General features: G+C 60.9%; 22 protein-coding genes. 10 read left to right on the top strand and 12 right to left on the bottom strand.

Going from position 1 to position 25,766, the window contains the following annotated elements:
* The first annotated feature begins 279 nt into the window (after window positions 1-279).
* On the top strand, window positions 280-495 hold the full coding sequence (rmf, locus tag ACIOMR_RS03320) for a ribosome modulation factor (RefSeq protein ID WP_002553055.1): 216 nt from the start codon (window positions 280-282) through the stop codon (window positions 493-495).
* Window positions 496-615: 120 nt separating this feature from the next.
* Here the strand turns inward: rmf and ACIOMR_RS03315 are convergent, their stop codons facing one another.
* From ACIOMR_RS03315 to sctC, 4 genes are all read right to left on the bottom strand, one after another.
* Window positions 616-1,641, bottom strand: a complete 1,026-nt coding sequence (locus tag ACIOMR_RS03315; RefSeq protein WP_003219118.1) for a quinone-dependent dihydroorotate dehydrogenase — start codon at window positions 1,639-1,641, stop codon at window positions 616-618.
* Window positions 1,642-1,727: 86 nt separating this feature from the next.
* The gene (locus ACIOMR_RS03310; RefSeq protein ID WP_003219119.1) at window positions 1,728-2,195 is read right to left on the bottom strand and encodes a transglycosylase SLT domain-containing protein; all 468 of its coding nucleotides are present in this window, start codon (window positions 2,193-2,195) and stop codon (window positions 1,728-1,730) included.
* Window positions 2,192-2,569 (bottom strand): winged helix-turn-helix domain-containing protein, encoded by a 378-nt coding sequence (locus tag ACIOMR_RS03305; RefSeq protein WP_102368366.1) that lies wholly within the window; start codon window positions 2,567-2,569, stop codon window positions 2,192-2,194. Before ACIOMR_RS03305 ends, ACIOMR_RS03310 begins: the two co-directional genes overlap by 4 nt.
* A gap of 174 nt (window positions 2,570-2,743) precedes the next feature.
* Window positions 2,744-4,207, bottom strand: a complete 1,464-nt coding sequence (gene sctC, locus ACIOMR_RS03300; protein WP_401192153.1) for a type III secretion system outer membrane ring subunit SctC — start codon at window positions 4,205-4,207, stop codon at window positions 2,744-2,746.
* Window positions 4,208-4,443: 236 nt separating this feature from the next.
* On the opposite strand from sctC, the gene ACIOMR_RS03295 reads away from it, so the two are divergent.
* The 8 genes from ACIOMR_RS03295 (at window position 4,444) to cobA (ending at window position 16,395) form a co-directional block, all read left to right on the top strand.
* Window positions 4,444-5,643: a CmpA/NrtA family ABC transporter substrate-binding protein gene (locus ACIOMR_RS03295; RefSeq protein ID WP_003219123.1), complete on the top strand. Its 1,200-nt coding sequence runs from the start codon at window positions 4,444-4,446 to the stop codon at window positions 5,641-5,643.
* Window positions 5,644-5,655: 12 nt separating this feature from the next.
* Window positions 5,656-6,231: an ANTAR domain-containing response regulator gene (locus ACIOMR_RS03290; RefSeq protein WP_003219125.1), complete on the top strand. Its 576-nt coding sequence runs from the start codon at window positions 5,656-5,658 to the stop codon at window positions 6,229-6,231.
* 821 nt (window positions 6,232-7,052) lie between these two features.
* Window positions 7,053-8,264 carry a NarK/NasA family nitrate transporter gene (locus ACIOMR_RS03285; protein WP_003215029.1) on the top strand — a complete coding sequence of 404 codons (1,212 nt, stop codon included), beginning with the start codon at window positions 7,053-7,055 and terminating at the stop codon, window positions 8,262-8,264.
* Complete coding sequence (locus ACIOMR_RS03280) at window positions 8,264-9,934, top strand: protein kinase (protein ID WP_401192149.1); 1,671 nt, start codon at window positions 8,264-8,266, stop codon at window positions 9,932-9,934. The genes ACIOMR_RS03285 and ACIOMR_RS03280 overlap by 1 nt, the downstream gene beginning before the upstream one ends.
* A gap of 232 nt (window positions 9,935-10,166) precedes the next feature.
* On the top strand, window positions 10,167-12,620 hold the full coding sequence (nirB, locus tag ACIOMR_RS03275) for a nitrite reductase large subunit NirB (RefSeq protein WP_003215025.1): 2,454 nt from the start codon (window positions 10,167-10,169) through the stop codon (window positions 12,618-12,620).
* Window positions 12,617-12,934, top strand: a complete 318-nt coding sequence (gene nirD / locus ACIOMR_RS03270) for a nitrite reductase small subunit NirD (protein WP_003215022.1) — start codon at window positions 12,617-12,619, stop codon at window positions 12,932-12,934. Before nirB ends, nirD begins: the two co-directional genes overlap by 4 nt.
* Window positions 12,934-15,642 carry a molybdopterin-dependent oxidoreductase gene (locus ACIOMR_RS03265; protein ID WP_401192147.1) on the top strand — a complete coding sequence of 903 codons (2,709 nt, stop codon included), beginning with the start codon at window positions 12,934-12,936 and terminating at the stop codon, window positions 15,640-15,642. Before nirD ends, ACIOMR_RS03265 begins: the two co-directional genes overlap by 1 nt.
* 9 nt (window positions 15,643-15,651) lie before the next feature.
* Window positions 15,652-16,395 (top strand): uroporphyrinogen-III C-methyltransferase, encoded by a 744-nt coding sequence (gene cobA / locus ACIOMR_RS03260; RefSeq protein WP_003215019.1) that lies wholly within the window; start codon window positions 15,652-15,654, stop codon window positions 16,393-16,395.
* A gap of 60 nt (window positions 16,396-16,455) precedes the next feature.
* Here the strand turns inward: cobA and ACIOMR_RS03255 are convergent, their stop codons facing one another.
* From ACIOMR_RS03255 to ppsA, 8 genes are all read right to left on the bottom strand, one after another.
* Window positions 16,456-17,439: an OmpA family protein gene (locus tag ACIOMR_RS03255; RefSeq protein WP_003215016.1), complete on the bottom strand. Its 984-nt coding sequence runs from the start codon at window positions 17,437-17,439 to the stop codon at window positions 16,456-16,458.
* A gap of 107 nt (window positions 17,440-17,546) precedes the next feature.
* Entirely contained in the window at window positions 17,547-18,137 is a 591-nt protein-coding gene (gene sigX, locus ACIOMR_RS03250; RefSeq protein ID WP_003215014.1) for an RNA polymerase sigma factor SigX, read from the bottom strand.
* 87 nt (window positions 18,138-18,224) lie between these two features.
* Window positions 18,225-19,049, bottom strand: a complete 825-nt coding sequence (locus tag ACIOMR_RS03245) for a mechanosensitive ion channel family protein (RefSeq protein WP_008432650.1) — start codon at window positions 19,047-19,049, stop codon at window positions 18,225-18,227.
* Window positions 19,050-19,051: 2 nt separating this feature from the next.
* The gene (locus tag ACIOMR_RS03240; protein ID WP_003215011.1) at window positions 19,052-19,297 is read right to left on the bottom strand and encodes a hypothetical protein; all 246 of its coding nucleotides are present in this window, start codon (window positions 19,295-19,297) and stop codon (window positions 19,052-19,054) included.
* A gap of 86 nt (window positions 19,298-19,383) precedes the next feature.
* On the bottom strand, window positions 19,384-20,379 hold the full coding sequence (locus ACIOMR_RS03235) for a zinc transporter ZntB (protein WP_003215009.1): 996 nt from the start codon (window positions 20,377-20,379) through the stop codon (window positions 19,384-19,386).
* A gap of 25 nt (window positions 20,380-20,404) precedes the next feature.
* Window positions 20,405-20,896, bottom strand: coding sequence for a ribonuclease E activity regulator RraA (gene rraA, locus ACIOMR_RS03230; protein WP_003215007.1), 492 nt, complete (start codon window positions 20,894-20,896; stop codon window positions 20,405-20,407).
* A 222-nt stretch (window positions 20,897-21,118) separates the two neighbouring features.
* Complete coding sequence (locus tag ACIOMR_RS03225) at window positions 21,119-22,108, bottom strand: alpha/beta fold hydrolase (RefSeq protein ID WP_401192141.1); 990 nt, start codon at window positions 22,106-22,108, stop codon at window positions 21,119-21,121.
* Window positions 22,109-22,215: 107 nt separating this feature from the next.
* Entirely contained in the window at window positions 22,216-24,591 is a 2,376-nt protein-coding gene (gene ppsA / locus ACIOMR_RS03220; RefSeq protein ID WP_003215003.1) for a phosphoenolpyruvate synthase, read from the bottom strand.
* A 178-nt stretch (window positions 24,592-24,769) separates the two neighbouring features.
* Here ppsA and ACIOMR_RS03215 point away from each other — a divergent pair, with 178 nt between their 5' ends.
* Window positions 24,770-25,588 carry a pyruvate, water dikinase regulatory protein gene (locus tag ACIOMR_RS03215; protein WP_003215001.1) on the top strand — a complete coding sequence of 273 codons (819 nt, stop codon included), beginning with the start codon at window positions 24,770-24,772 and terminating at the stop codon, window positions 25,586-25,588.
* Window positions 25,589-25,766: the final 178 nt, after the last annotated feature.

The raw sequence follows: 25,766 nt of genomic DNA, 5'->3' as shown, positions 1-25,766 counted from the left end.
TCTTTGAAGGGCACATCATAGCTGGGTTTGCCCAATAAAAGGGGCGAAAAGCCATCCCAGCTTATGGCTATAGCATCGTTATCGTTACGTGCTTATGACAAAACGATCATTGAATCCATGTGACCTATTGGTTAGAACTCAACACAGGTTGGCGCCGTAACGACGCCGACACATAGCTCGCCACGCCGGCAGCGAGCGCACCAACGGCAGAAAAACTCTGCCCGGCCTCGGACGAGGCCGAAGGATATCAAGACAGTCAACAAGTGAGGGAAACACCCTATGAGAAGACTTAAGCGTGATCCGTTGGAAAGAGCATTTTTACGCGGATATCAATATGGCGTTCATGGCAAATCCCGTGAGCTTTGCCCATTTACTCTACCGTCGGTACGCCAAGCCTGGATCAACGGCTGGCGAGAAGGACGCGGCGACAACTGGGACGGTATGACTGGCACTGCGGGAATCCACAGACTCAACGAACTTCACGCCGTCGGCTAATCAAGGGCATTTAATTCCGACACCAGCACGAATACGCAACCACTTAACCACGCACGCCCCATCCGGGCGGCGGGCTTCGGCCCAGGGGCTCCTTCAAGGAGCCCTTTTTATTGCCTGTTGTCAGCCGCGCGGCAATGCCGCAATCGCATCCACCGCCTGGCGAATCAACGCCGGGCCCTTGTAGATAAAGCCGGAGTACAACTGCACCAGGCTCGCGCCGGCGGCGATTTTCTCGGCCGCGTGCTTGCCCTCGGTGATGCCACCCACGGCAATGATCGGCAAGCGCCCTGCCAACTCGGCCGCCAGCACCTTGACGATGTGGGTGCTCTGGTCGCGTACCGGCGCACCGGACAGGCCGCCCGCTTCGTCACCATACGCCAGGCCTTCGACACCGACGCGGCTCAGGGTGGTGTTGGTGGCGATCACCGCATCCATGCCCGAATCCACCAGGGCCTGGGCCACCAGTACGGTCTCTTCGTCGTTCATGTCCGGGGCAATCTTGATTGCCAGGGGCACACGCTTGCCGTGGCGCACAGCCAAATCTTCCTGGCGCTGGCGCAAGGCTTCGAGCAGTTGCTTGAGGGAGTCGCCAAACTGCAGGCTGCGCAGGCCCGGGGTGTTAGGCGAGCTGACGTTGACCGTGACGTAGCTGGCGTGGGCGTAGACCTTGTCCAGGCAAATCAGATAGTCATCCACCGCACGCTCCACCGGCGTGTCGAAGTTCTTGCCGATATTGATCCCGAGGATACCGGTGTACTTAGCCGCCTGAACCCGTGACAGCAGGTTATCCACACCCAGGTTGTTGAAGCCCATGCGATTGATGATCGCCTCGGCTTCCGGCAGGCGGAAGATCCGCGGCTTCGGGTTGCCTGGCTGCGGCCGTGGGGTCACGGTGCCGATTTCGACAAAGCCAAAACCCAGCTGCGCAAAACCGTCGATGGCTGCACCGTTTTTGTCCAAACCCGCAGCCAGGCCTACCGGGTTGGGGAAATCAAGCCCCATCACCGACACCGGCATTTTCGCCGGGGCCTTGCACACCAGGCCATTGAGCCCCAGGCGGCCACCGGCACCGATCAAGTCCAGGGACAGATCGTGGGAAGTTTCCGGAGAGAGTTTGAACAACAGCTGGCGGGCCAGGGTATACATGGGCGGGCTTGACTCGGATGGCGGCGAAAGGTGGCGGCGATTATAGCCGGGGTGACGGGCTGCATGCGAGGCGTGCCGTCCAATCGTCAGTTACGGTGCGTCATCAGTTCCTCATAGCGGGCCCAGATTTTTTGCGCATAGCGAAGACGCAGGGCCTCACGCTGAGGCCCGGGCCCGCCGCCCACATTGTAGGAACCGATCGCCGTCCAGTTGTAGCCGAACTGTTTGACGAAGTCGGCAAGGATCGACGCCCCCACCTCCACCGACAGGCAAGGCTCATCCAGCAAGCGCTGCTCGGTAATGCCCTCCTTGAGCAGGCGCGGCAGGTGAATGCTGTTGATCTGCATCAGCCCGATATCACGGGTGCCGTTGTTGTTGGCGTAATTCATGGCCTTGGCGCGGTAGCCCGACTCCACTGCGGCGATGGCCTGCAACAATTCCGGCTCCATGCCGTATCGGCTGGCAGCCTCGGCCCAGCAATACGCCCGGGCTTCATTGCCGAAGCCGAGCGTGAGCATCAGCAGCAGCGCCCCCTTGCACCGGGCGCTGCTCATGCCTGCCCCCGACCGCAGGTGGAACAGACAGTGCCCACCGTCAGGCTGGTCATCCTGACCGCACAGGTCACCCGGTACCCCTTGCCGTATACCGTCTTGATCAGGCCCTTGCCGCCCTTCAAATATTTGCGCAGCGAACAGATGCAACGGGTCAGGGACTCTTCCGTGGCCTCGTTATGGGGCCATGCCTGTTCCAGCAAGTGGTCCTTGGTCACCAGCACTCCGGCCGAGGACAGCAACAGGCGCAACACCTGCCACTCCTTGGGCGGGAGTTGAATATCCGAGTCTTCACTGGTCAATCTACCGTCGCCGTGCAACGTCCAGCGCTCAAAGACCATGGGGGTAGCCAGTACCCCATCGTTCACCACGGCCATTCGTACCTCCGCACCCAACTCACCTTCATTTCCAACACTGGTTTCCTGAAGGTCGCGACTATAAAAAGCCCACTCGCTGTATAGGAGAGGAAAAAACCCCATAGGCACTGATTTTTTCAGACTGGGCACGTAGGACCTTTCGACGATGCCCGCCCAGGCGCGCCACCAACGTTCTTATCCTTCGGTCACCCGGGTAAATGCCCGCTTCACCTGCTCATGCTGGGAGCGCGTCAACGGCGGCGCCTGCCCCGGCTCGGCAGCGGTATGCAGCACACTTGCGACCGCCGTCGCCTGAATCACAAACAATCGCACACTGTTGGCCATGGGCCCGTTGTAGCGTCCGAGCAAGGCTGTGCCGGTATCGCGCTGAAAATTCCCCACCAGCAATCGCCTGCCCGGAGCCACACGCACCACCGTGTTGATCCCCATCCGCTCCACCCCCGCCGAGGGTTTGTCGCGACTGGCAGCCTTGCCCATCTGGCGGCCATCCTCGACGGTGAGCAGCATCTCGATTTCATTCGCCTCGGCGAAGCGCGGCAGAACACTGACCTGCGTACCAAAGACCACCGGTTGCCATTCGTCGTGGTCTTCACCCGGCCGGGGCAGATAGAACGTCTGGTTGTCGTTGAAAACCGCGGGCACATTCTCCTGGGTGAGAATCACCGGCAACGTCGTGACCCTCGCTCGCCTGCGCAACTCCAAGGCGGTGATCCGCTGCATGAATGCTTCGTCCTCGATGGGTGCCATGACCCGGGTCGCTGAAGGCTTGTCCGCCCCCTTGTGCATGGTCGCGCCGATCTTCTTGAGCTCATCGCGGTCCACATCCACCAGCCACATCGAAACCTCCACCGCGCGCTTCGGTACGTCCAGTTCTGCCACCAGACCTTCGATAAAGCTCACCTGCGCGGGCTTGCCCTTGATCAGCAGGCTGTTGGTGTCCGGGTACGCCAGCACCGAGATATTCTTGTCGGCCAGTAATCCGGGTTGCCGCGGGGACGCACTCTCCTGCTCGACGGCCAGCAGTTTTTCGATCATCGATGCCATGCCCGGCACCGTGACGGTTCTGTCGCCCATGTTGTACTCGCGGTCTGCAACGTGGGTGTTGAGCACCTGCACCACCCCGATCCGCTGCGGCCCCAGGCGCAGTTCCGCACGCTGGCGGTCCATCAGTTGGGCCAGGCGCAGCACATGGTCGACATAGTTCGGCGGCCCGGACACGTAGAACACCCGCGCCCCACTCGCACGCAGCGGGTAGCGCGCCTCTTCGAGCCCCGAACGGCGCATGAACCCGCGCAGGAGGTCGACCGAGATATGCCGCAGGGTCACTACCGAGCTTTTCGCCTCGTCGGCGTCATAGAGGTAAAGCACCTGGCCATCGGTGTACCAGATCAGGCCTTGCTGCTGGGCGACCGACTCCAGCAGCGGTTGGGGCGAGTCGAAATCGAACGCCCCGCTGATGCGCTTGCGAGCTGCCGCCTGACTGACAACGATCGGCTGCCCCAGCGGCAGGGACAACGCGGTAAAAAAAGTGTGCAGGCTTTCATCACGGGCCTGGTAGGAGCCCCCGAACGCGCCGGGGCTGCCCAGCAGCACCAGGCCGAAAAACAGCGTCGAGAAACGGTGAAGGTGGCTGAACATGCCTGCATGGCCCGGGCTGAAAGAGCGGCCATACTGCGAGGCAGGCCGATTTCAATCCTGATGGAAAGCTGACGCCCAGCCCATCCTGTGCGCATCGTGGCATGTGCCTTGCTTTGCCTTGTCTATCGCAGCTCGCGCCAACGGCGGAACGGGCTCAAGGACACAGACGTCGTTACCCCGGGCTCTTCCTCTGAGTACCCGACGGAACGGCGTTTTTTTATGAAAGGTACGTATTGATGAGTGATCCCCTGGCTTGGGTCAACGGCAGCGATGCCCCGGAAAAGAGCAGCCTCAACCTGGGTTTCATGGCCCTGAGCGATTGCGCCTCGGTGGTGGTCGCCGCCACCCAGGGCTTCGCCCAGCCCTATGGCCTGACCTTGAATCTCAGGCGCCAGTCATCATGGGCCAGCCTGCGGGACAACCTGGTCAGCGGCGAACTGGACGCCGCCCACAGCCTGTACGGCCTGATCTACGCCGTGCACCTGGGTATCGGCGGCGTGGCACCCACCGATATGGCGGTGCTGATGGGCCTGAACCAGAACGGCCAGAGCATCAACCTGTCCCGTGGCCTGCAACAGCTGGGGGTGACCAGTCCTGAGGCACTGGACCGCCACGTGCACCAAAGCCGAACAAAACTCACCTTCGCCCAGACCTTTCCCACAGGTACCCACGCCATGTGGTTGTATTACTGGCTGGCCAGCCAGGGCATTCATCCCCTGCAGGATGTGGACAGTGTGGTGGTGCCGCCGCCGCAGATGGTTGCGCACCTGCAAGCCGGGCGCATCGACGGCTTTTGTGTGGGCGAGCCCTGGTGCGCCAGTGCGGTGAAGCAGAACCAGGGCTTTACCCTGGCCACCACCCAGGCACTATGGCCGGACCATCCGGAAAAAGTCCTCGGCTGCACCCAGGCATTTGTCGAGCAATACCCCAATACCGCCCGGGTACTGGTGATGGCGATCCTGCAGGCCAGCCGTTTTATCGAACAGAGCACGGAAAACCGCCGCTCCACTGCACAGTTGCTGAGCGCCCCGCAGTACCTCGACGCCCCGCTCGATTGCATCGAACCGCGCCTGCTCGGCGACTACGATGACGGCCTCGGCAACCACTGGCAGGATCCCCACGCGCTGCGTTTTTATGGCGACGGCGAGGTGAACCTGCCCTACCTGTCTGATGGCATGTGGTTCATGACCCAGTTCCGCCGCTGGGGCCTGCTGCGGGAGGACCCGGACTACCTCGGCGTTGCCCGGCGTGTGCAACAACTGGACATCTATCGCCAGGCGGCCAGCGCCGTGGGCGTGCCTGCCGGTGGCGAGGCCATGCGCAGCAGCCAGTTGATCGACGGAAAAATCTGGGACGGTTCGGACCCGGCCGGGTATGCCCGCAGCTTTCGCCTGCATGCCATGGCAGATGTTGCCAGCCGCCAGGCCTTGCGCTGACAGGAGGAACCCATGCTACGAATCCTGTTGATCAATGACACACCGCGCAAGGTCGGGCGGCTCAAGGCTGCGTTGACCGAGGCCGGGTTTGAGGTGATCGATGAGTCGGGGTTGACGATCGACTTGCCGGCGCGGGTCGAAGCGGTGCGCCCGGACGTGATTTTGATCGATACCGAGTCGCCGGGACGCGATGTGATGGAGCAGGTGGTGCTGGTGAGTCGCGACCAGCCACGGCCGATTGTGATGTTTACCGATGAGCATGATCCGGGGGTGATGCGTCAGGCGATCAAGTCCGGGGTGAGTGCCTACATTGTCGAGGGGATTCAGGCGCAGCGGTTGCAGCCGATTCTGGATGTGGCGATGGCGCGGTTCGAGAGTGACCAGGCGCTGCGCGCGCAGTTGCAGGCGCGGGATCAGCAGTTGGCCGAACGCAAGCGGATCGAAACGGCCAAGGGGTTGTTGATGAAAATGAAGGGGTGTAATGAGGAAGAGGCCTACACGCTGATGCGGCGCCAGGCGATGAGTCGGCAGCAGAAGCTGATTCAGGTGGCGGAGCAGATTATTGCGATGAGTGAGTTGTTGGGGTGAGAGGGGGGCGGGGTGTATATCCGTTATTTAGGTAACGGCCGCTATTGGTTCCGCCCTTACGGCGGCTCACTTTTGAACAGCCGGGCTACAGGCCGGCTTGAGTGTTGTGAAGCAAAATCAAAATCTAAAGCGGGCACGGTTCAAATGTGGGAGCTGGCTTGCCTGCGATAGCATCAACTGGAAGTACCTGATGTACCGAGGTGTCTGCATCGCCGGCAAGCCAGCTCCTACAGAAAAGCAGAGCCACACCGCCCGTAGCAGCTGTCGAGCGCCAGCGAGGCTGCGTGCTTTTGATCTGGCTTTTGATTTTGATCTGCGGGCCCCGTTAACCACGATGGCCGCAAGTAGGCACGGTGGAGCGGGTAAATCGGCAGGGATGCCGATTTAGCCGCGCCGGGCCATGGATGGCCCGTCGCGGCGGCCCGCGGAGCCGTGCCGGAGTGCGGGCATGCCGAGCCTAAGCGAGGCACCGAGTGGTGGGGCAAAGACCTTTTGGTTACTTTTGGGGCGTTTGCCAAAAGTGACCCGCTGTAAGAGCGGAACCCTAAGCCGCCGTTACCGCAGCAACGGATATGTACACCACACCACACCACACCACAACGCCCCCACCCCCTGTTGGCCCACCTCTTGCTAAAGAATCCCCACAGGTAGCCAACGGCGGTTGCCCCCTCCACGACAAAGACGTCGCACACCCGGTTTGCCCCAGCGAACCCGGTGGCGGCGTTTTTTCGTTTTGGCCCCATAGCCCGGGGCCGATGGAGCGGCTACAGCCGTTCCATCACCAGGCCTTCTCATAAGACCCCTTACCGCTGAGGTGCGTGATGAAATCAAGCTTCTGGAAATCCGGTCACACCCCGACCCTGTTCGCCGCGTTCCTGTATTTCGACCTGAGCTTCATGGTCTGGTACCTGTTGGGCCCATTGGCGGTACAAATCGCCGCCGACCTGCACCTCACCACCCAACAACGCGGCCTGGTGGTCGCCACCCCCATCCTGGCCGGCGCAGTGCTGCGGTTCCTGATGGGCATGCTCGCCGACAAACTCTCCCCCAAGACCGCCGGCCTGATCGGCCAGGTGATTGTCATCGGCGCCTTGTTCGTCGCCTGGAAACTCGGAATCCACAGCTACGAGCAAGCCCTGCTGCTGGGCATGTTCCTCGGCATGGCGGGAGCCTCGTTCGCCGTCGCCCTGCCCCTGGCCTCCCAGTGGTACCCCGCCGAGCACCAGGGCAAGGCCATGGGCATCGCCGGCGCCGGCAACTCCGGGACGGTGTTCGCGGCCCTGCTGGCACCGGTACTCGCCGCCGCGTTTGGCTGGAGCAATGTGTTCGGCTTCGCACTGATCCCGCTGATCCTGACGCTGATCGTCTTCGCCTGGCTCGCCCGCAACGCCCCGCAACGACCCAAGGCCAAGTCCATGGCCGACTACTTCAAAGCCCTGGGCGACCGCGACAGTTGGTGGTTCATGTTCTTCTACAGTGTGACCTTCGGTGGTTTCATCGGCCTGGCCAGCGCCCTGCCCGGCTATTTCAACGACCAATACGGCCTGAGCCCGGTCACCGCCGGCTACTACACCGCCGCCTGCGTATTCGGCGGCAGCCTGATGCGGCCTTTGGGCGGCGCCCTGGCCGACCGTTTCGGCGGGATTCGCACCCTGCTCGGCATGTACGGCGTGGCAGCGATCTGCATCGCGGCGGTGGGGTTCAACCTGCCAAGCTCCTACGCAGCACTGGCGCTTTTTGTGTGCACCATGCTCGGTTTGGGTGCCGGTAACGGTGCAGTCTTCCAACTGGTGCCCCAACGCTTTCACCGCGAGATTGGTGTGATGACCGGCCTGATCGGCATGGCCGGCGGCATCGGCGGTTTCGCCCTGGCGGCGGGCATGGGCGCGATCAAGCAAAGCACCGGCAGCTATCAGTTGGCGCTGTGGCTGTTCGCCAGCCTGGGCGTGCTGGCCTGGTTCGGCCTGTACGGCGTCAAGCGTCGCTGGAGAACCACCTGGGGCTCGGCTGCGGTGACGGCTGCACGGGTCTGATGAGCCTGCAACTGAGCTTCGCCCAAGCCAGCGCCACCGGCCCACGGCAGGAAAACCAGGACGCCTTGCGCCTGGTCACCCCCGCCCCGGAGCTGGCCGCCAGCAAAGGCTACCTGTGTGCCATCGCCGATGGCGTCAGCCAATGCGCCGATGGCGGACTGGCTGCACGCTCGACCTTGCAAGCGCTGGCCCTGGACTATTACGCCACGCCGCAAACCTGGGGCGTGGCCCAGGCCATGGAACGCTTGCTGGTGGCCCAGAATCGCTGGCTGCAAGCCAACGGCGGCGGCCAGCCGTTGCTGACCACCCTCAGCGCCCTGGTGTTTCGCGGCCAGCGTTTCACCCTGGCCCATGTGGGTGATTGCCGGGTGTACCGCTGGCTCGATGGCCAGTTGCAGCGCCTGAGCCAGGAGCATGTGTGGGAGCAACCGGGCATGCAGCATGTGCTCAAGCGCGCCATGGGCCTGGATCAGCATCTGGTGCTGGATTTCCTCGACGGCGAGTTGCGGGCAGGCGAGTGTTTCCTGCTGCTCAGCGACGGCGTGTGGGCGACCCTGGATGACAACAACATCAGCGCAATCCTGCGGGAACAGTCGGACCTGGACCTCGCGGTAAACACCCTGGTCAGCGCCGCGCACCTGGCCGGTAGCCAGGACAACGCCAGCGCCCTGCTGGTCCGCGTCGACCAGCTTGGCGCCGCCACCCTCGGCGATGCACTGGTGCAGTTGCAGCAATGGCCCCTGCCGCCCCCCCTGAAACCCGGCCAGCGCTTCGAAGGCTGGCAGGTAGAGTCGCTGTTGGGGCAAAGCCGCCAATCCTTGCTCTATCGGGTGCGCGATGGCCATCAACAGGCGTGGCTGCTGAAGACCTTGCCGCTCAGCCACGACGATGACGTGTTCGCCGCCCAGGCATTGCTGTCAGAGGAATGGTTCCTGCGCCGGGTCGCCGGCCGCGCGTTTCCTGAAGTCCATCCAGCCAGTGGCCGTCAGCATTTGTACTACGTGATGCGTGAATACTCCGGCCAAACCCTGGCCGAACTGTTCAAGCACCAGGGCCCATTGCCCCTGGCGCAGTGGCAAACCCTGGCCGAGCGCCTGTTGCGTGCCGTCGGGCTGCTGCACCGCCGGCAGATCCTGCACCGCGACATCAAGCCGGAAAACCTGCTGCTGGGCGAGGATGGCGAATTGCGTGTGCTGGACTTCGGCCTGGCCTACTGCCCCGGGCTCTCGGAGGATCGCGCGCACCTGTTGCCTGGCACGCCAAGCTTTATCGCCCCGGAAGCCTTCAACGGCGAACGCCCTACCCCGCAACAGGACCTGTATAGCGTCGGTGTGACCTTGTATTACCTGCTCACCGGGCATTACCCCTACGGCGAAATCGAAGCTTTCCAGCGTCCCAGGTTCACTACGCTTGTCGGCGCCAGCCGCTACCGCCCCGACCTGCCCGACTGGCTGCAACAGAGCCTGGAGCGCGCAGTCGCCGCGCAACCCGAGCAACGTTATGAAACTGCCGAGGAATGGTTGCTGGTACTGGAGCAGGCGGATCGCCGCGAGTTGAGCACGCGACCAAAACCGCTGCTGGAGCGCGAACCGCTGAAGGTCTGGCAAACGTTGGCCGTGCTGTCGTTGCTGATCAATCTGGTGCTGTTGTACTGGCTGTTGCACCACTAAGAGGCGAAATTTCTCGATACATCGCCGCGCCACTTAACAAAACCGGCCAAAATCCTACTTGGCACAACCGCTGCATTAGCTTTCCTATCAACACACATATAGCCGTACCTTCAACGTCGAAGGTCGGGCTTCCCGAGAGAACGGGACCAGGACAAAGGCGTCCTCGCTACTTACGTAGCGGGGACGCCTTTTTTTGTTGCGCACGATTTGTCGAGCCACTGCGGAGAACGACATGAAGAAACTCAAACTGGTGATGATCGGCAACGGCATGGCCGGGGTTCGCACCCTTGAAGAATTGCTCAAGCTGAGCAGCGACCTGTACGACATCACCGTTTTCGGCGCCGAGCCCCACACCAATTACAACCGCATTTTGCTGTCGCCGGTGCTGGCCGGTGAGCAGACCTTCGAAGAGATCGTGCTCAATGACTTGAGCTGGTACCTCGATAACAACATCAAGCTGTTGCTTAACCGCAAAGTGGTGCAGATCGACCGGGTCAAACGCAAAGTCATCGCCGAAGACGGCAGCGAGGCCGAGTACGATCGCCTGCTGATCGCCACCGGCTCCACGCCGTTTATCCTGCCGATCCCGGGCAATACATTGCAGGGCGTGATCGGCTACCGCGACATCGCCGACACCCAGGCCATGATCGACACCGCCAAGACCCACAAGCACGCGGTCGTCATCGGCGGCGGCCTGCTGGGCCTGGAGGCCGCCAACGGCCTGATGCTGCGTGGCATGCACGTGACCGTGGTGCATATCGGCGAGTGGCTGCTGGAACGGCAATTGGACAAGACCAGCGGCCAGTTGCTGCAAACCGAACTGGAAAGCCGTGGCCTGGTGTTTCGCTTGAAGGAGCAGACCGAGGCGCTGCATGACGCCGGCAACGGCCGCGTCGGCTCGGTGCAATTCAAGAATGGCGATGTGATCCCCGCCGACCTGGTGGTGATGGCTGCGGGCATCCGCCCCAACACCGAACTCGCGGAAAAATCCGGCATCCCGTGCAACCGTGGGATTCTGGTCAACGACACCCTGCAAACCTACGACCCGCGCATCTATGCCATCGGCGAATGCGCCAGCCATCGCGGGATTGCCTACGGCCTGGTGGCACCGCTGTTCGAGCAGGCCAAGGTCTGCGCCAACCACCTCGCCCAGCTGGGCTTCGCGCGCTATCAAGGCTCGGTGACCTCCACCAAATTGAAAGTGACCGGCATCGACCTGTTCTCCGCCGGGGACTTCATGGGCGGCGAAGGCACGGAGACCATCACGCTTTCCGACCCGATTGGCGGCGTGTACAAGAAGCTGGTGATCAAGGACGACATCCTCGTCGGCGCCTGCCTGTACGGCGATACGGCTGACGGCGGCTGGTATTTCCGGCAGATCCGTGAGAACCATGCCATTGGCGAGATCCGCGATCACCTGATGTTCGGTGAAAATGCTTTGGGCGATGTAGGCCACCAAGGCCAGGACAAAGCCATGAGCATGGCCGACACCGCCGAAGTCTGCGGCTGCAACGGCGTGTGCAAGGGCACCATCGTCAAGGCGATTCAGGAACACGGTCTGTTCAGCGTCGACGATGTGAAGAAGCACACCAAGGCTGCGAGTTCCTGCGGTTCCTGCGCCGGGCTGGTGGAACAAATCCTGATCAACACCGTGGGCGGCGCGGCGGACGTCAAACCGAAAAGCGAAAAAGCCATCTGCGGCTGCAGCGACCTCAACCACGGGCAAATCCGCCAGGCCATCCGCGACCAGCACCTGCTGACCATCGCCGGCACCATGAGCTACCTGAACTGGCGCACCCCGAACGGCTGTGCCACCTGCCGCCCGGCACTCAACTACTACCTGATCTCCACTTGGCCCGGCGAGGCAAAAGACGATCCGCAATCGCGCCTGATCAACGAACGCGCCCACGCCAATATTCAGAAAGACGGCACCTACTCGGTAGTCCCAAGGATGTGGGGTGGTGTGACCAATCCGTCGGAACTGCGGCGCATCGCTGATGTGGCCGACAAGTACAACGTGCCGATGGTCAAGGTCACCGGCGGGCAGCGCATCGATTTGCTCGGCATCAAGAAGCAGGACTTGCCCGGCGTATGGAAAGACCTCGATATGCCATCCGGCCACGCCTACGGCAAATCCATCCGCACCGTGAAGACCTGCGTCGGCAGCGAGTTCTGCCGCTTTGGTACGCAGAATTCCACACAGCTGGGGATTGAGCTGGAACATGACCTGTTCAATATGTGGTCGCCCCACAAGGTCAAGCTGGCAGTGTCCGGCTGCCCGCGCAACTGCTCGGAAGCGGGGATCAAGGACGTGGGAATCATCGGCGTCGATTCCGGCTGGGAGATGTACATCGGCGGTAACGGCGGGATCAAGACCGAGGTCGCCGAGTTCTTCGTCAAGCTGAAAACCGCCGAAGAAGTGCGCGAATACAACGGCGCTTTCCTACAGCTCTACCGGGAAGAAGCCTTCTACCTGGAGCGCACCGTGCACTACCTGCAACGGGTCGGCATGGAGCACATCAAGAAGGCTGTACTGGAAGACCCGGCGCGGCGCCAGGCGTTGAATGAACGCCTGCAATTCTCCCTGTCGTTCGAGCAGGACCCGTGGAAAGAACGCCTGGAACAGCCGCTGCTGAAAAAGGAATTCGACACCATCCCCGTCAAACTGCTGGAGGTGCCGGCATGAACTGGCTGGATATATGCGCCCTCGAAGAAATCAACGCCCTGGGCTCGCGCATCATCAGCGGGCCAAAAGGCGACATCGCGATTTTTCGTACCAGTGACGACGAGGTTTTCGCCCTCGACGACCGCTGCCCGCACAAGGGTGGCCCGCTGTCCCAAGGCTTGATCTACGGCAAGCGCGTGGCCTGCCCGCTGCACAACTGGCAGATCGACCTGGAGTCCGGGGAGGCCCAGGCACCGGACGTCGGCTGCGCCCATCACCACCCGGCCCGTGTGGAAAACGGCCGGGTGATGTTGGCCCTGCGGGACGCCGGTTGATGAACCGCCAGACCACCGCGTCCACCTGCTGCTACTGCGGGGTCGGTTGCGGCGTACTGATCGAGCATGATGGCTCGCAGATCCTCGGCGTCAGTGGCGATCCGAGTCATCCGGCCAACTTCGGAAAATTGTGCAGCAAGGGCTCCAGCCTGCACCTCACCGGAGACCTCGCGGCCCGCGCGTTGTACCCGGAACTGCGGCTGGGCAAAGGCCTGGCCCGCAGCCGCACCGACTGGGATACCGCCCTGGAGCACGCGGCGAACGTGTTTGCCGAAACCATCGCTGAACACGGGCCGGACAGCGTCGCGTTCTATATTTCCGGGCAGTTGCTGACCGAGGATTACTACAGCTTCAACAAACTGGCGCGGGCGCTGGTGGGCACCAACAACATCGACAGCAACTCGCGGCTGTGCATGTCTTCGGCGGTGGTCGGCTACAAGCGCAGCCTGGGGGCCGACGCGCCACCGTGCAGCTACGAGGACCTGGAGTCGAGCGACTGCGTGATGATCGTCGGCAGCAATATGGCCTACGCGCATCCGGTGTTGTTCCGACGCCTGGAGGAAGCCAAGGCCCGCCGGCCACAGATGAAAGTGCTGGTAATTGATCCCCGGCGCACCGACACCTGCGACTTGGCGGACCTGCATCTGGCGATTTTGCCGGGTACGGATGTCGCATTGTTCCATGGGATCCTGCACTTGTTGTTGTGGGAAGACTGGATCGACCGCGACTTTATCCAGGCCCATACCGACGGCCTGGTCGAACTCAAACGCCTGGTTCACGACTACACACCGCAAATGGTCACGCAGTTGTGCGGGATCAGTGTCGAGCAACTGCGTCTGTGTGCGGAATGGGTCGGCACCTCGGCGAGTTTTCTGTCGTTGTGGTGCATGGGGCTCAATCAGTCCACCGCCGGCAGTGCGAAGAACAGCGCCTTGATTAACCTGCATTTGGCGACCGGCACCATCGGCCGCCCTGGCTGCGGACCTTTCTCCCTGACGGGTCAGCCGAATGCCATGGGTGGGCGGGAAACCGGCAGTTTGTCGAATTTACTGCCCGGCCATCGTGAGGCTGCCAACCCCGAACATCGGGCAGAAGTAGCCGCGTATTGGGGGGTCGACCAACTGCCGGCCAGCACCGGGCTGACCGCCATCGAATTGTTTGAACAGATACAGGCCGGCAAGATCAAGGCCCTGTGGATCGCGTGCACCAACCCCGCCCAATCCCTGCCCGACCAGAACACCGTGCGCCAGGCCCTGGAAGCGTGTCCGTTCGTGGTGCTACAGGAAGCCTTTCGTACAACCGAGACGGCGCGTTACGCCGACCTGTTGCTGCCAGCCGCGAGCTGGGGCGAGAAGGAAGGCACAGTGACCAACTCTGAGCGGCGCATTTCCCACGTTCGCCGAGCCATCGCCCCACCCGGGGAAGCGCGGCCGGACTGGGCAATCACCGTGGATTTTGCCCAACGCCTGGAGCAGCGTCTTTGTCCCGGAAAACCGGGGCTTTTTGCCTTTGAGCAACCGGCGCAGATCTTTGATGAATACAAGCTGCTGACCCGTGGGCGGGACCTGGACCTGTCGGGTATCAGCCACGCGCTGCTGGACCGGATAGGCCCGCAGCAATGGCCATTCCCGGCCGATGCGGTGGGCGGAACACCAAGGCTGTACACCGACGGATTTTTCCCTACGGAGACTGGCCGCGCGCACTTTGTCGCCGACCCTTATCGCGCCGCCAAGGAGCAGCGTGACGCGCGCTTCCCACTCACCCTGATCACCGGCCGCCTGCGGGACCAATGGCATGGCATGAGCCGCACCGGCACCGCTGCGCAGCTGTTCGGCCATGTCAGTGAAGCAGTGCTCAGCCTGCACCCGGACGAACTGCGTCGCCATCGCTTGAAGGAAGGGAATCTGGTCAGCCTGAAAAGCCGGCGCGGCAGCGTGATTGTGGCCGTCGGCAGCGATGACAGCGTGCGTCCCGGCCAGGCTTTCCTGCCGATGCACTGGGGCGACCGTTTTCTTAAAGGCGGCGTAAATGCGCTGACCCAGCCGGCATTCGACCCGCTGTCCAAACAGCCGGAACTCAAGCACAGCGGCGTGCGCCTGGAGGCGGTGCGGCTGCCCTGGCACTTGTTTGCGCTGATTGAAGGCGATGTGCAGCAACACTTCGAAGCGTTGCGACCGCTGTGTGACGGCTTTGCCTACGTCAGCCTGAGCCTGACCGGACGCGAGCGGCCTGCCCTGCTGATTCGTGCGGCGCATCACGAGGCGCCCGCCCTTGAACTGCTCAAGCAGATCGACCAACTGCTGGGCCTCAACGACGGCCCCGTGATGGCGTACGACGACCCGCGGCGCTCCATTGGCAAGCGGGTAAAGATTGAAAAAGGCCGTATCACCGCGATCCGCCTGGCTGGCGAAACCCTGGCTCGCCACTGGCTGCAAAGCCTGTGGCTGGAAGGTCGCACCGATGAGCAGTTACGCCGCTGGTTGTTGGCGCCATTGAGTGCGCCACCGGGGGGCGGCTCAAGCAGCAACAAGACGCTGTGCAACTGCAAGAACGTCAGCGAAAGCGCGGTCTGCGCCGGCATTGCCCGGGGCCTGGACCTGAACGGGCTGAAGCAGGAACTGGGCTGCGGCACGCAATGCGGCTCCTGTGTGCCGGAAATCAAACGGTTATTGGCGAGTGGCAAGCAGCCAATCGCGATCAGAGTGTGAGGCAAGCATATGAGCGCAAAAGTCTGGCTGGTGGGCGCAGGCCCCGGCGATCCGGAACTGCTGACACTCAAGGCGGTGAGAGCCCTGCGGGAAGCCGATGTGGTGCTGATCGATGATCTGGTCAACCCGGCGCTGCTGGAGCATTGCCCCGCTGCACGGCTGATCACCGTGGGCAAACGCGGTGGCTGCCGTTCCACCCCACAGGCGTTTATCCATCGCCTGATGTTGCGTTATGCCCGGCAGGGTAAGTGCGTGGTGCGGCTCAAGGGCGGCGACCCGTGCATTTTTGGTCGCGGCGGCGAAGAGGCGGCGTGGCTCAGGCAGCAAGGGGTGGAAGTGGAGTTGGTCAACGGCATTACGGCAGGGCTGGCCGGGGCAACGAACTGCGATATCTCGCTGACGTTGCGCGGTGTCAGCCGTGGCGTCACGTTGGTCACGGCCCATACCCAGGACGACAGCAGCCTCAATTGGCGGGCCCTGGCCGAGGGCGGCACGACGCTGGTGATCTATATGGGGGTGGCGAAACTGGGGGAAATCCGCCGGCAATTGCTGGAAGGTGGCATGAGCGATGACATGCCGGTGGCGATGATTGAAAACGCTTCGCTGCCACAACAGCGCGAATGCCGCAGCAGCCTCGCCCGGATGCAGGATGATGCGCACGAATTCGCGCTCAAGAGCCCGGCTATCCTGGTGATTGGCCGGGTTGCGCAAGCGACGCAGGCGCTTGCGGCCCTGGCCAGCGCCACAGCCTGAGGCAAATTGCAGGCGAAAAAAAGCCCGGCCTAAGCCGGGCTTTTTTCTACAACTCAGTAATTACTGAGCTGCTTGTGCTTCTACCGAGGCTTCTACGCGACGGTTGATAGCACGGCCAGCTTCAGTTGCGTTGTCAGCAACTGGGCGGGATTTGCCATAACCAACCGAGCTTACACGGTTAGGAGCGATACCGTCTTTGACCAGGACTTGCTTAACAGCGTCAGCACGACGCTGGGACAGCTTCTGGTTGTAAGCGTCAGGACCGACGGAGTCAGTGTGACCTTCAACAACGGTGGTGGTTTGTGGGTACTGTTTCATGAAGTCAGCGAGGTTTTTCACGTCGCCGTAGCTGTTAGGCTTAACAACCGACTTGTCGAAGTCGAACTTCACGTCCAGCTCAACACGAACAACCTGAGCAACCGGAGCTTCTGGCTCTGGGGTTGGCTCTGGAGCTGGTGCTGGGGTAGGAGCTGGAGCAGTTTTGCCAGCGTTGCCGCCGAAGTTTACGCCCAGGCCAACCAGTGCGGAGTAGTCCCACTTGCCGTTGTCGATAGCGTAGTCAGCTTCAACACCAGCACGTGCGAACAGGTTGTCGGTGAAGTAGTACTTCACACCAGCGCCAGCGATAGCCAGGGTCGATTGATCGCGACCTTTGTGACCATCAGCTTCAACGTTGGTACGGCTCTGGTGGCCGAAACCGCCCTCTACGTATGGACGCAGGGAGTCGACGCCAGCTTGACCGAAGTGGTACTGGGCAGTAACGCTGCCGGTATCACCTTTGATCTTCTGGTTGCCAGTACCGTCGTTCGAACGGGTGTGGTTGGTAGTGTCGTAGTTCAGGTTGATCGACACGTCGTCGGTCAGGAAGTAACCGATGCTGGCGCCAGGATTGAAGCCGTCTTCGATATGTTTGACGCTATCGTTGAACTGCTTTTTGTAAAACAGCTGGCCTTCAACTGCGCCTTGGCCTTGTGCCAGAGCGCCGACAGAAGTGGCAGCAATAAGAGTACCAATGGCCAAGCCCAAGGTGTTTTTCAGTTTCATCCGTTAAATCCCCATCTGGTGATTGTAAAGCAGTCCCACATACCGGGGGACAACTCGGCGACAAGTCTAACAGAACTTGCCTACACGTAAGAGATATTTGCCACGCACTAAGTTTCAGTGCTGCCCGCAAATTTCTCACGTAATTTATCAAGAGCGCGTTTGTAACGCATTTTTGTAGCACTCAAACCCATATGCATGATGTCAGCGATCTCCTGAAACTCCAGCTCTGCGACAAATCGTAGCACCAGAATTTCCCGATCAATCGGATTCACATGCACCAACCAGCGATCAAGTCCGCCCTTTTCTTCCGGGGTAGGCGCCTTTTCCTCAGACGCTTCCTCAAGGGGGTCCAGACTCAAAGCATCCATCAAGCGACGCTTTCGCCGTTCCTTCCGATACTGCGTGATGCACTCGTTGTACGTGATGCTATAGAGCCATGTCTTGAACTTCGATTTTCCCTCGAAGTTCTTCAGGCCGTATAGCACCTTGAGCATCACTTCCTGACAGACATCATCCGCATCTCTATCGTTCCCTAAATACCTTGAACAAACGTTGAACAGAGTGCGTTGATACCTGCGCATCAATTCTTCGTACGCGCGTGTTACGTGAAACAGCTCCGTGTGCGAGCGCGCGACCAACTCCTCATCAGAGAGCTCACGGGGGTCATAGCGCGTGGACAGCGTTTGGGCTTTATTCAAAACAAGTCGTGCCGACAGTCAGGTCAATGTCCGCCATGGCCTGGATACCCAGGTTTGCGGCGGCGTACATTAGCAGGATTCGCCGGGTTAGCGGCTAGTCACATGCTGTTCCAGCAGGATCCGGTTCGAAAGCGACACCAGTTCGCCATCGTCCGTCAGCACTGTCGTCTTGACCGTGCCGATCTCCTCGATCTGCCCTTCGACCTCGCCCACACGCACTTGTTGCCCAACCTGATATAGCTCACGCACATAGATTCCCGCAAGAATCTGCCCGGCAATTTCCCGGCTTCCCAGTCCCATGGCCAGCGCAACGGCCAGACCAACGGTAATCAAAACAATCACAATCACATGGTTCAGCAGGTCGGTCTTGACCTCCAGCTGGCTGATCGCGACCGAAATACTGATGATAATCACCAGACCCTGGGCAATTCGCCCCAGGCCGCTGGCATAATCCAGACCCACGCCTTCAGCCGCCCCACGCACCAGGCCATTGGCCAGTTGCGCCAGCAAAACCCCTACCAGCAACACCAGCGCGCCACCGAATACTTTCGGCAAATACAGCGCCAGCATGTCGAGCGTAGCTGAAACTCGCTCAAGTCCAAGGGATTCAGCCGCAGAAACCAGAAAAATCAGCAAAACAAACCAATAAACGATCTTGCCGATCAGGGTCGAGATCGGCACTTGCAACCCGGCACGCCCCAAAATCTTGGTCAGGCCGGTGCCACCCATCAATCGATCAAGACCCAGCTTAGCCAGCAATTTGGAAAGCAGGGTGTCAAGCAGCTTGGCCACGACAAAACCCAGCAGTACCACCACCAGTGCACCAAACAGGTTGGGAATGAAATTCGCCACCTTGGTCCACAACGCAGTCATTGCAGTTACCAGACTCTGGGTCCAGAGATCGAGTTCCATATTCATTCAGCCTTATCAGCAGTGCGTGCAAGAGGTTTACGACGGGAAACCGGTGAGACATGGGCCGAACCATTGTTCAAGGCCATCATCAACGCCGGCAACCAGCGGCCAAGCAGACCGAACAGATCCCCCGCCCCGACCTGGCGGTTGGCGGTTTTCAAGACGCGACCCAGGCAAGCATCGTCGTCCCGGTTGGACGGCGAGGCATTGAGCATGTCACGCAAAGACTGTTCGAACGGATCGTGCATAAAAAACCTCTCGCAAGTGATTTAAAAGACGAGGGTAAAATTCTTCGGGTCACATGACCTCTTTCCACGTTCAGGTCACATTCAGCTCAAACCCAACGTAACCGTCGAAACAACCACCATTGCCCGACCGCCACCGTGACCATCATCAGGCAAGCAATCAGGAACCCGTAAGGGCTGGAAGAGAACGGAATTCCGCCTACATTGATGCCCAGCAAACCGGTCAGGAAACTCATCGGCAGGAAGATCCCGGTGATGATCCCGAAGCGGTACATGGTGCGGTTCATGCGCAGGCTCAAACGCCGGTCTTCGGTCTCCAGCACAAGCCCCACGCGCTCCCGGGCCAGCTCAAGCTCTTCCAGGTAGCGGGTCAGGCTGTTGTTCAATTCGTTCCAGTAGTCAGCATCGTCGTCACAGAACCAGGGCAATTTGATCCGGGTCAACTGCGCGAAAATATCCCGCTGCGGCGACAGGAAACGTTTAAGCCCGGCGGCGCGCCGACGGATCTGCAAAACGCTGCCGTGCTCCGGAGTATACCGTTCGTCGGCATCCAGTTTTTCTTCTTCGATATCGACGATTTCGGACAAGTCGCTGACCAGATCCTGAACCTTGTTGGTCAGGTACTGCGCCATATACAGGACCAGTTCCGAGGAAGTCTTCGGCCCCTTGCCGTCTGCCAGTTGCACCAGCAACTCGTCGGTGGCGCGCAATGGGCGCAAACGCAGGGAAATCACCCGCGCTGCCGAGGCAAAGATCCGCACCGAGACCATGTCTTCCGGTTCGGCGCCGGGATTGAGGTTGACCCCGCGCAAAAACAGCAGCAGTTCGGCATCCGGCAGCGGCAACAGGCGTGGGCGAGTGTTCTCCTCCAGCAGCAGGTCACAGGCGAATTCGCTGAGGCCGCTGGATTTGCGCAACCAGGTCTGGGTCTGGGGATGGCTACGGTCCCAATGCAGCCACAGGCTTTCCTGAGGCTGCAGTTGCAGCTCATCAAGCTCTGTCCGGGCAATCGAACGCGCACCACCTTTACCGTCCAGCACCAGGGCATGCACCAGCCCCCACTGCGCGTTTTCTTCCTCGAACATCCTCACCCCTGTCGGCTACTGCTGTTTATTCAGGCATCTTCAGCGGGCTAGGGGAGACGATCACACCGTTATTGTCGGCGTACACGTACTCGCCCGGGCGGAAGGTCACGCCGGCGAATGTCACCGCCACGTTCAAATCGCCAATACCGCGCTTGTCAGTCTTCATCGGGTGGCTGGCCAGGGCCTGCACGCCCAGGTCGGTCTGGGCGATTACGTCGACATCGCGGATGCAGCCGTAGATCACCAGCCCTTCCCAGCCGTTTTTCGCGGCTTTCTCGGCGATCATGTCGCCCAGCAACGCGCGGCGCAGGGAACCCCCACCATCGACCACCAGCACCTTGCCGGCGCCATTGAGCTCGGCTTGTTCCTTGACCAGGGAATTGTCTTCAAAGCACTTGATGGTCACGATCTCGCCACCAAAGGAGTCCCGGCCGCCGAAATTGCTGAACATCGGCTCAACCACCTGCACCAGCTCCGGATAGGCGTCACACAGGTCGGGGGTAAGGTAATGGTTCATCGAGAAACTCCTGTAGGTGAAAGAAGGTGTCAAACATCCCACTGTTTACTTACATCTGGAAACGCTTTGCCGTGAAGGTTCTTTAATCCGGGCCGAATAGTCAGGCCCATCGGATAGCAACGCAAGACCCACTGCGCGACTGAATATGACCAGAACCACCCAACGCGTCATATCTTAGCCTCTACGGCAAACAAGCGAAACGCCCCTGATAGAGCCTCGCGCTCAAACCGCTGCCAGTTCCTGCGCCTGCGCCCCCAGCAAAGGTGTAAGCGGATTTTTCAACCAGCGCGTCACCAGCGGCCACACTTCAGCCTGGGCGGCCTTGCTGACGAGCATCTCGACATGCCCGAAATCCCCGCTGAACCCTTGCTGGCGCCCCAGGCACAGGTATTGGCGATGCTCGGAGCCGACCTGCTCAAAGAGCTTGCGACAGGCCCAGTCCGGGTCCTGGTGATCGTCGGCGGCGCTCACCGCCAACAGCGGCACGTCAACCTCGGCCAGGCCCTTCCACCAATCCTGCTTACCTTCGCCAAAGCGGCCGAACAGCCCATTCCAGCGCATGGCTTCAATCAATACACCCGCCGGCTCGTCCTCTGGGCCGCGTTTCCACCGAGCGCCGGACAATTGGCCGAAACGTTTCAAGAGCAGGCGACCGGTCCACTCCACCGGTGGCAACTTCAACGGCCAATGCGTGCGACTGACCTGGCAGCCAAACAGCGCCACCGAGGCCACTGCCGGCGCGCCAAGGTGCTGCCCACCCAGGGCCGCAGCCAGGGTTGTGCCACCCAGGGAATGCCCGATCCAGTGGGGAATCTGCCCGCTTTGCTCACGCACGAAGGCGGCAATGGCCGGCAAGTCGTAGCGAGCATAGTCGGCGACACGATTCCTGGCGTAGTCCTGGTTGCGCCGGGACAGCCCGTGACCGCGCATTTCCGGGATCCAGACGTCAAACCCTCCGCGCGCCAGGTAGGCGCCCAGGCCGATCCCCTTGGGCGAGTACCAGAAGCGGCGGTTGGAAAAACTGCCATGCAACAAAACCACCGGCACGCCCCGGTTTTCCGGGACGTCAGCCAGGCCGAGGCGGGTCACGGCCAGCTCGACGGTACCGTCAGGGCTGTTGCCGGGTTTTAGCCGATACACATCTTCACTCAGGTCGCCACGACGCTCAGCGCTGATCAAGGCGACGGGAAACAGGTTGCTGCTGCTTTGCATAATGCTCTTGCACAAAAAAGGGCGGCGTCCGGAAGGAGTTCCGCCCTGTACAGAATGAGAAATGCCGGCCAACCGCAAGGTTGACCGGCACTTTTGGGTGTTGCGTATTACGCCTGGGCTTGACCTTCAGCCAGGAAGAACCAGGTTTCCAGTACGGAATCGGGGTTCAGCGAGACGCTTTCGATGCCCTGCTCCATCAGCCACTTGGCCAGATCCGGGTGATCGGAAGGGCCCTGGCCGCAGATCCCGATGTACTTGCCGGCCTTGTTGCACGCCTGGATGGCGTTGGCCAGCAGCTTCTTGACCGCAGGGTTACGCTCGTCGAACAGGTGGGCGATGATCCCGGAGTCGCGGTCCAGGCCCAGGGTCAGCTGGGTCAGGTCGTTGGAACCGATGGAGAAGCCGTCGAAGAACTCCAGGAATTCTTCAGCCAGGATGGCATTGGATGGCAGCTCGCACATCATGATGACGCGCAGGCCGTTCTCGCCACGGGACAGGCCGTTTTCAGCCAGCAGGTCCACCACCTGGCTCGCTTCACCCAGGGTGCGCACGAACGGCACCATGATTTCGACGTTGGTCAGGCCCATCTCGTTGCGCACGCGCTTGAGGGCGCGGCATTCCAGCTCGAAGCAGTCACGGAAGGCTTCGCTGATGTAGCGCGAGGCGCCACGGAAGCCGAGCATCGGGTTTTCTTCTTCCGGCTCGTAAAGCTTGCCGCCGATCAGGTTGGCGTACTCGTTGGACTTGAAGTCCGACAGGCGCACGATGACCTTTTTCGGGTAGAACGCCGCTGCCAGGGTGCTGATGCCTTCCACCAGCTTCTCGACGTAGAAGCCCACCGGGTCGTTGTAGCCGGCGATGCGCTTGTCGACGCTTTCCTTGATGTCCGGCGGCAGGCCGTCGTAGTTCAGCAGAGCCTTGGGGTGCACACCGATCATGCGGTTGATGATGAACTCCAGGCGGGCCAGGCCCACACCGGCGTTCGGCAATTGCGCGAAATCGAAGGCGCGGTCCGGGTTGCCGACGTTCATCATGATCTTGAACGGCAGGTCGGGCATGGCGTCGATGGAGTTTTGCTTGATATCGAAGCCCAGCTCACCTTCGAAGATGAAGCCGGTGTCGCCTTCAGCGCAGGACACGGTCACGCCCTGGCCGTCTTTCAACAGTTGGGTGGCGTTACCGCAACCGACCACTGCCGGAATCCCCAGCTCGCGGGCGATGATCGCCGCGTGGCAGGTACGCCCGCCACGGTTGGTGACGATGGCGCTGGCGCGCTTCATCACCGGTTCCCAGTCCGGGTCGGTCATGTCGGAGACCAGCACGTCGCCTGGCTGGACCTTGTCCATCTCGGACACGTCCTTGATGATCCGCACCTTGCCGGCGCCGATGCGCTGGCCGATGGCACGGCCTTCCACCAGCACGGTGCCGGTTTCTTTCAACAGGTAGCGTTCCATGACGTTGGCCGAGGTGCGGCTCTTCACGGTCTCAGGGCGGGCCTGGACGATGTACAGCTTGCCGTCGTCACCGTCCTTGGCCCATTCGATGTCCATCGGGCACTTGTAGTGCTTCTCGATGATCATCGCCTGTTTGGCCAATTCGCTGACTTCGGCGTCGGTCAGGCAGAAACGCGCGCGTTCGGCCTTGTCGACATCAACGGTTTTCACCGAGCGACCGGCCTTGGCCTCGTCGCCGTAGATCATCTTGATCGCCTTGCTGCCCAGGTTGCGGCGCAGGATGGCCGGGCGGCCGGCTTCAAGGGTGTGTTTGTGGACGTAGAATTCGTCCGGGTTCACCGCGCCTTGTACGACGGTTTCGCCGAGGCCGTAGGCGCCGGTGATGAACACCACGTCGCGGAAGCCCGATTCGGTGTCCAGGGTGAACATCACGCCGGCGGTGCCGGTTTCCGAACGCACCATGCGCTGCACACCGGCAGAGAGGGCCACCAGCTTGTGGTCGAAACCCTGGTGCACGCGGTAGGAAATAGCACGGTCGTTAAAGAGGGAGGCAAACACTTCCTTGGCTGCGCGGATCACGTTTTCCACGCCGCGGATGTTCAGGAAGGTTTCTTGCTGGCCGGCAAAGGAGGCGTCAGGCAGGTCTTCGGCGGTGGCCGAGGAGCGCACGGCGACAGCCATGTCGGGGTTACCGGCCGACAGCGTGGCAAACGCGGTGCGGATCTCGGCGTTGAGCTTCTCGGGGAACTCGGCTTCCATGATCCATTGACGGATCTGGGCGCCAGTCTTGGCCAGGGCGTTGACGTCATCGACGTCCAGCGCATCGAGGGCGGCATGGATCTGATCGTTGAGGCCGCTCAACTCGAGGAAATCACGGTAAGCCTGGGCGGTGGTGGCAAAACCACCTGGCACCGATACACCGGCGCCCGCAAGATTACTGATCATCTCGCCCAGGGATGCGTTCTTGCCCCCTACGTGCTCTACATCATGGACGCCGAGCTTATCGAGGGAAACTACGTACTCTACCAAGGTGATCTCTCCACTTTCTGTGTTGGAAAAGCTCAGGACGCCGGCGGCTCAGTAGGAGCGGTTACCGGCGTTTGTGGCCTGGACCTGGAAAATAAGTGAGAATGCGGCCCACTGCGGGACGGCAAAATCGCGCCTATCATATCCAAGATTCGTCATCAGCTTAAGGCCCAAGGCTCAAATGAAACGATCTGCTTTCTTTATCTCCGACGGCACCGGCATTACAGCCGAAACCCTGGGTCAAAGCCTGCTGGCGCAGTTCGAAAACATTACCTTCAGCAAATTCACGCGACCCTATATCGATAGCGTGGATAAAGCGCGAGCCATGGTACAACAAATCAATCTGGCGGCCGAAAAAGACGGATTTCGTCCGATCATTTTCGACACCATCGTCAATCAGGACATTCGTGAGATCCTCGCCACCTCCAATGGTTTCATGATCGACATCTTCTCTACCTTCCTGGCGCCGCTGGAACAAGAGTTAAGTGAACATTCGTCATACTCTGTCGGAAAATCTCACTCCATTGGCCATAACTCCAACTATATGGAGCGGATCGAGGCGGTGAACTTTGCCCTCGACAACGACGACGGCGCCCGCACCCACTACTACGACAAGGCTGATTTGATCCTGGTGGGCGTGTCCCGCTGCGGCAAGACGCCGACCTGCCTTTATATGGCCATGCAGTTCGGGATTCGCGCGGCCAACTACCCGCTGACCGAAGACGACATGGAGCACCTGACGCTGCCGAGCGCCCTGCGCGCGCACCAGCACAAGCTGTTCGGGCTGACCATCGACCCGGACCGCCTGACGGCGATTCGCAACGAGCGCAAGCCCAATAGCCGTTACTCCAGCTATGCGCAGTGCGAATTTGAAGTGCGGGAGGTGGAAAATCTGTTCCGCCGGGAAAATATTGCGCACATCAATTCCACGCATTTTTCGGTGGAAGAGATTTCGGCGAAGATACTGGTGGAGAAAGGGGTGGAGCGGCGGTTCAAGTAACTCCGCGCGCTGGCCAAGGTGCTTGTGTGGCGAGGGAGCTTCTGTGGCGAGGCAGCTTGCTCCCGCTCGACTGCGCAGCAGTCGCAAACCAGACGACTGGTATTTAGTGAATGGCTTTGGGGCTGCTTCGCAGCCCAGCGGGAGCAAGCTCCCTCGCCACAGGGGTCATGTTCACAAC

This window comes from Pseudomonas sp. NPDC087814, from assembly GCF_044742865.1.
Classification (GTDB): domain Bacteria; phylum Pseudomonadota; class Gammaproteobacteria; order Pseudomonadales; family Pseudomonadaceae; genus Aquipseudomonas.
The sequence above is the reverse complement of the archived record's forward strand: the minus strand, read 5'-3'. Positions and strand labels throughout refer to the sequence as shown.

Coding starts and splice junctions, on each gene's coding strand:
- rmf (WP_002553055.1), top strand. CDS start 280: ATGAGAAGACTTAAGCGTGATCCGTTGGAAAGAGCATTTTTACGCGGA.
- ACIOMR_RS03315 (WP_003219118.1), bottom strand. CDS start 1,641: ATGTATACCCTGGCCCGCCAGCTGTTGTTCAAACTCTCTCCGGAAACT.
- ACIOMR_RS03310 (WP_003219119.1), bottom strand. CDS start 2,195: ATGAGCAGCGCCCGGTGCAAGGGGGCGCTGCTGCTGATGCTCACGCTC.
- ACIOMR_RS03305 (WP_102368366.1), bottom strand. CDS start 2,569: ATGGCCGTGGTGAACGATGGGGTACTGGCTACCCCCATGGTCTTTGAG.
- sctC (WP_401192153.1), bottom strand. CDS start 4,207: ATGTTCAGCCACCTTCACCGTTTCTCGACGCTGTTTTTCGGCCTGGTG.
- ACIOMR_RS03295 (WP_003219123.1), top strand. CDS start 4,444: ATGAGTGATCCCCTGGCTTGGGTCAACGGCAGCGATGCCCCGGAAAAG.
- ACIOMR_RS03290 (WP_003219125.1), top strand. CDS start 5,656: ATGCTACGAATCCTGTTGATCAATGACACACCGCGCAAGGTCGGGCGG.
- ACIOMR_RS03285 (WP_003215029.1), top strand. CDS start 7,053: ATGAAATCAAGCTTCTGGAAATCCGGTCACACCCCGACCCTGTTCGCC.
- ACIOMR_RS03280 (WP_401192149.1), top strand. CDS start 8,264: ATGAGCCTGCAACTGAGCTTCGCCCAAGCCAGCGCCACCGGCCCACGG.
- nirB (WP_003215025.1), top strand. CDS start 10,167: ATGAAGAAACTCAAACTGGTGATGATCGGCAACGGCATGGCCGGGGTT.
- nirD (WP_003215022.1), top strand. CDS start 12,617: ATGAACTGGCTGGATATATGCGCCCTCGAAGAAATCAACGCCCTGGGC.
- ACIOMR_RS03265 (WP_401192147.1), top strand. CDS start 12,934: ATGAACCGCCAGACCACCGCGTCCACCTGCTGCTACTGCGGGGTCGGT.
- cobA (WP_003215019.1), top strand. CDS start 15,652: ATGAGCGCAAAAGTCTGGCTGGTGGGCGCAGGCCCCGGCGATCCGGAA.
- ACIOMR_RS03255 (WP_003215016.1), bottom strand. CDS start 17,439: ATGAAACTGAAAAACACCTTGGGCTTGGCCATTGGTACTCTTATTGCT.
- ACIOMR_RS03245 (WP_008432650.1), bottom strand. CDS start 19,049: ATGGAACTCGATCTCTGGACCCAGAGTCTGGTAACTGCAATGACTGCG.
- ACIOMR_RS03240 (WP_003215011.1), bottom strand. CDS start 19,297: ATGCACGATCCGTTCGAACAGTCTTTGCGTGACATGCTCAATGCCTCG.
- ACIOMR_RS03235 (WP_003215009.1), bottom strand. CDS start 20,379: ATGTTCGAGGAAGAAAACGCGCAGTGGGGGCTGGTGCATGCCCTGGTG.
- rraA (WP_003215007.1), bottom strand. CDS start 20,896: ATGAACCATTACCTTACCCCCGACCTGTGTGACGCCTATCCGGAGCTG.
- ACIOMR_RS03225 (WP_401192141.1), bottom strand. CDS start 22,108: ATGCAAAGCAGCAGCAACCTGTTTCCCGTCGCCTTGATCAGCGCTGAG.
- ACIOMR_RS03215 (WP_003215001.1), top strand. CDS start 24,770: ATGAAACGATCTGCTTTCTTTATCTCCGACGGCACCGGCATTACAGCC.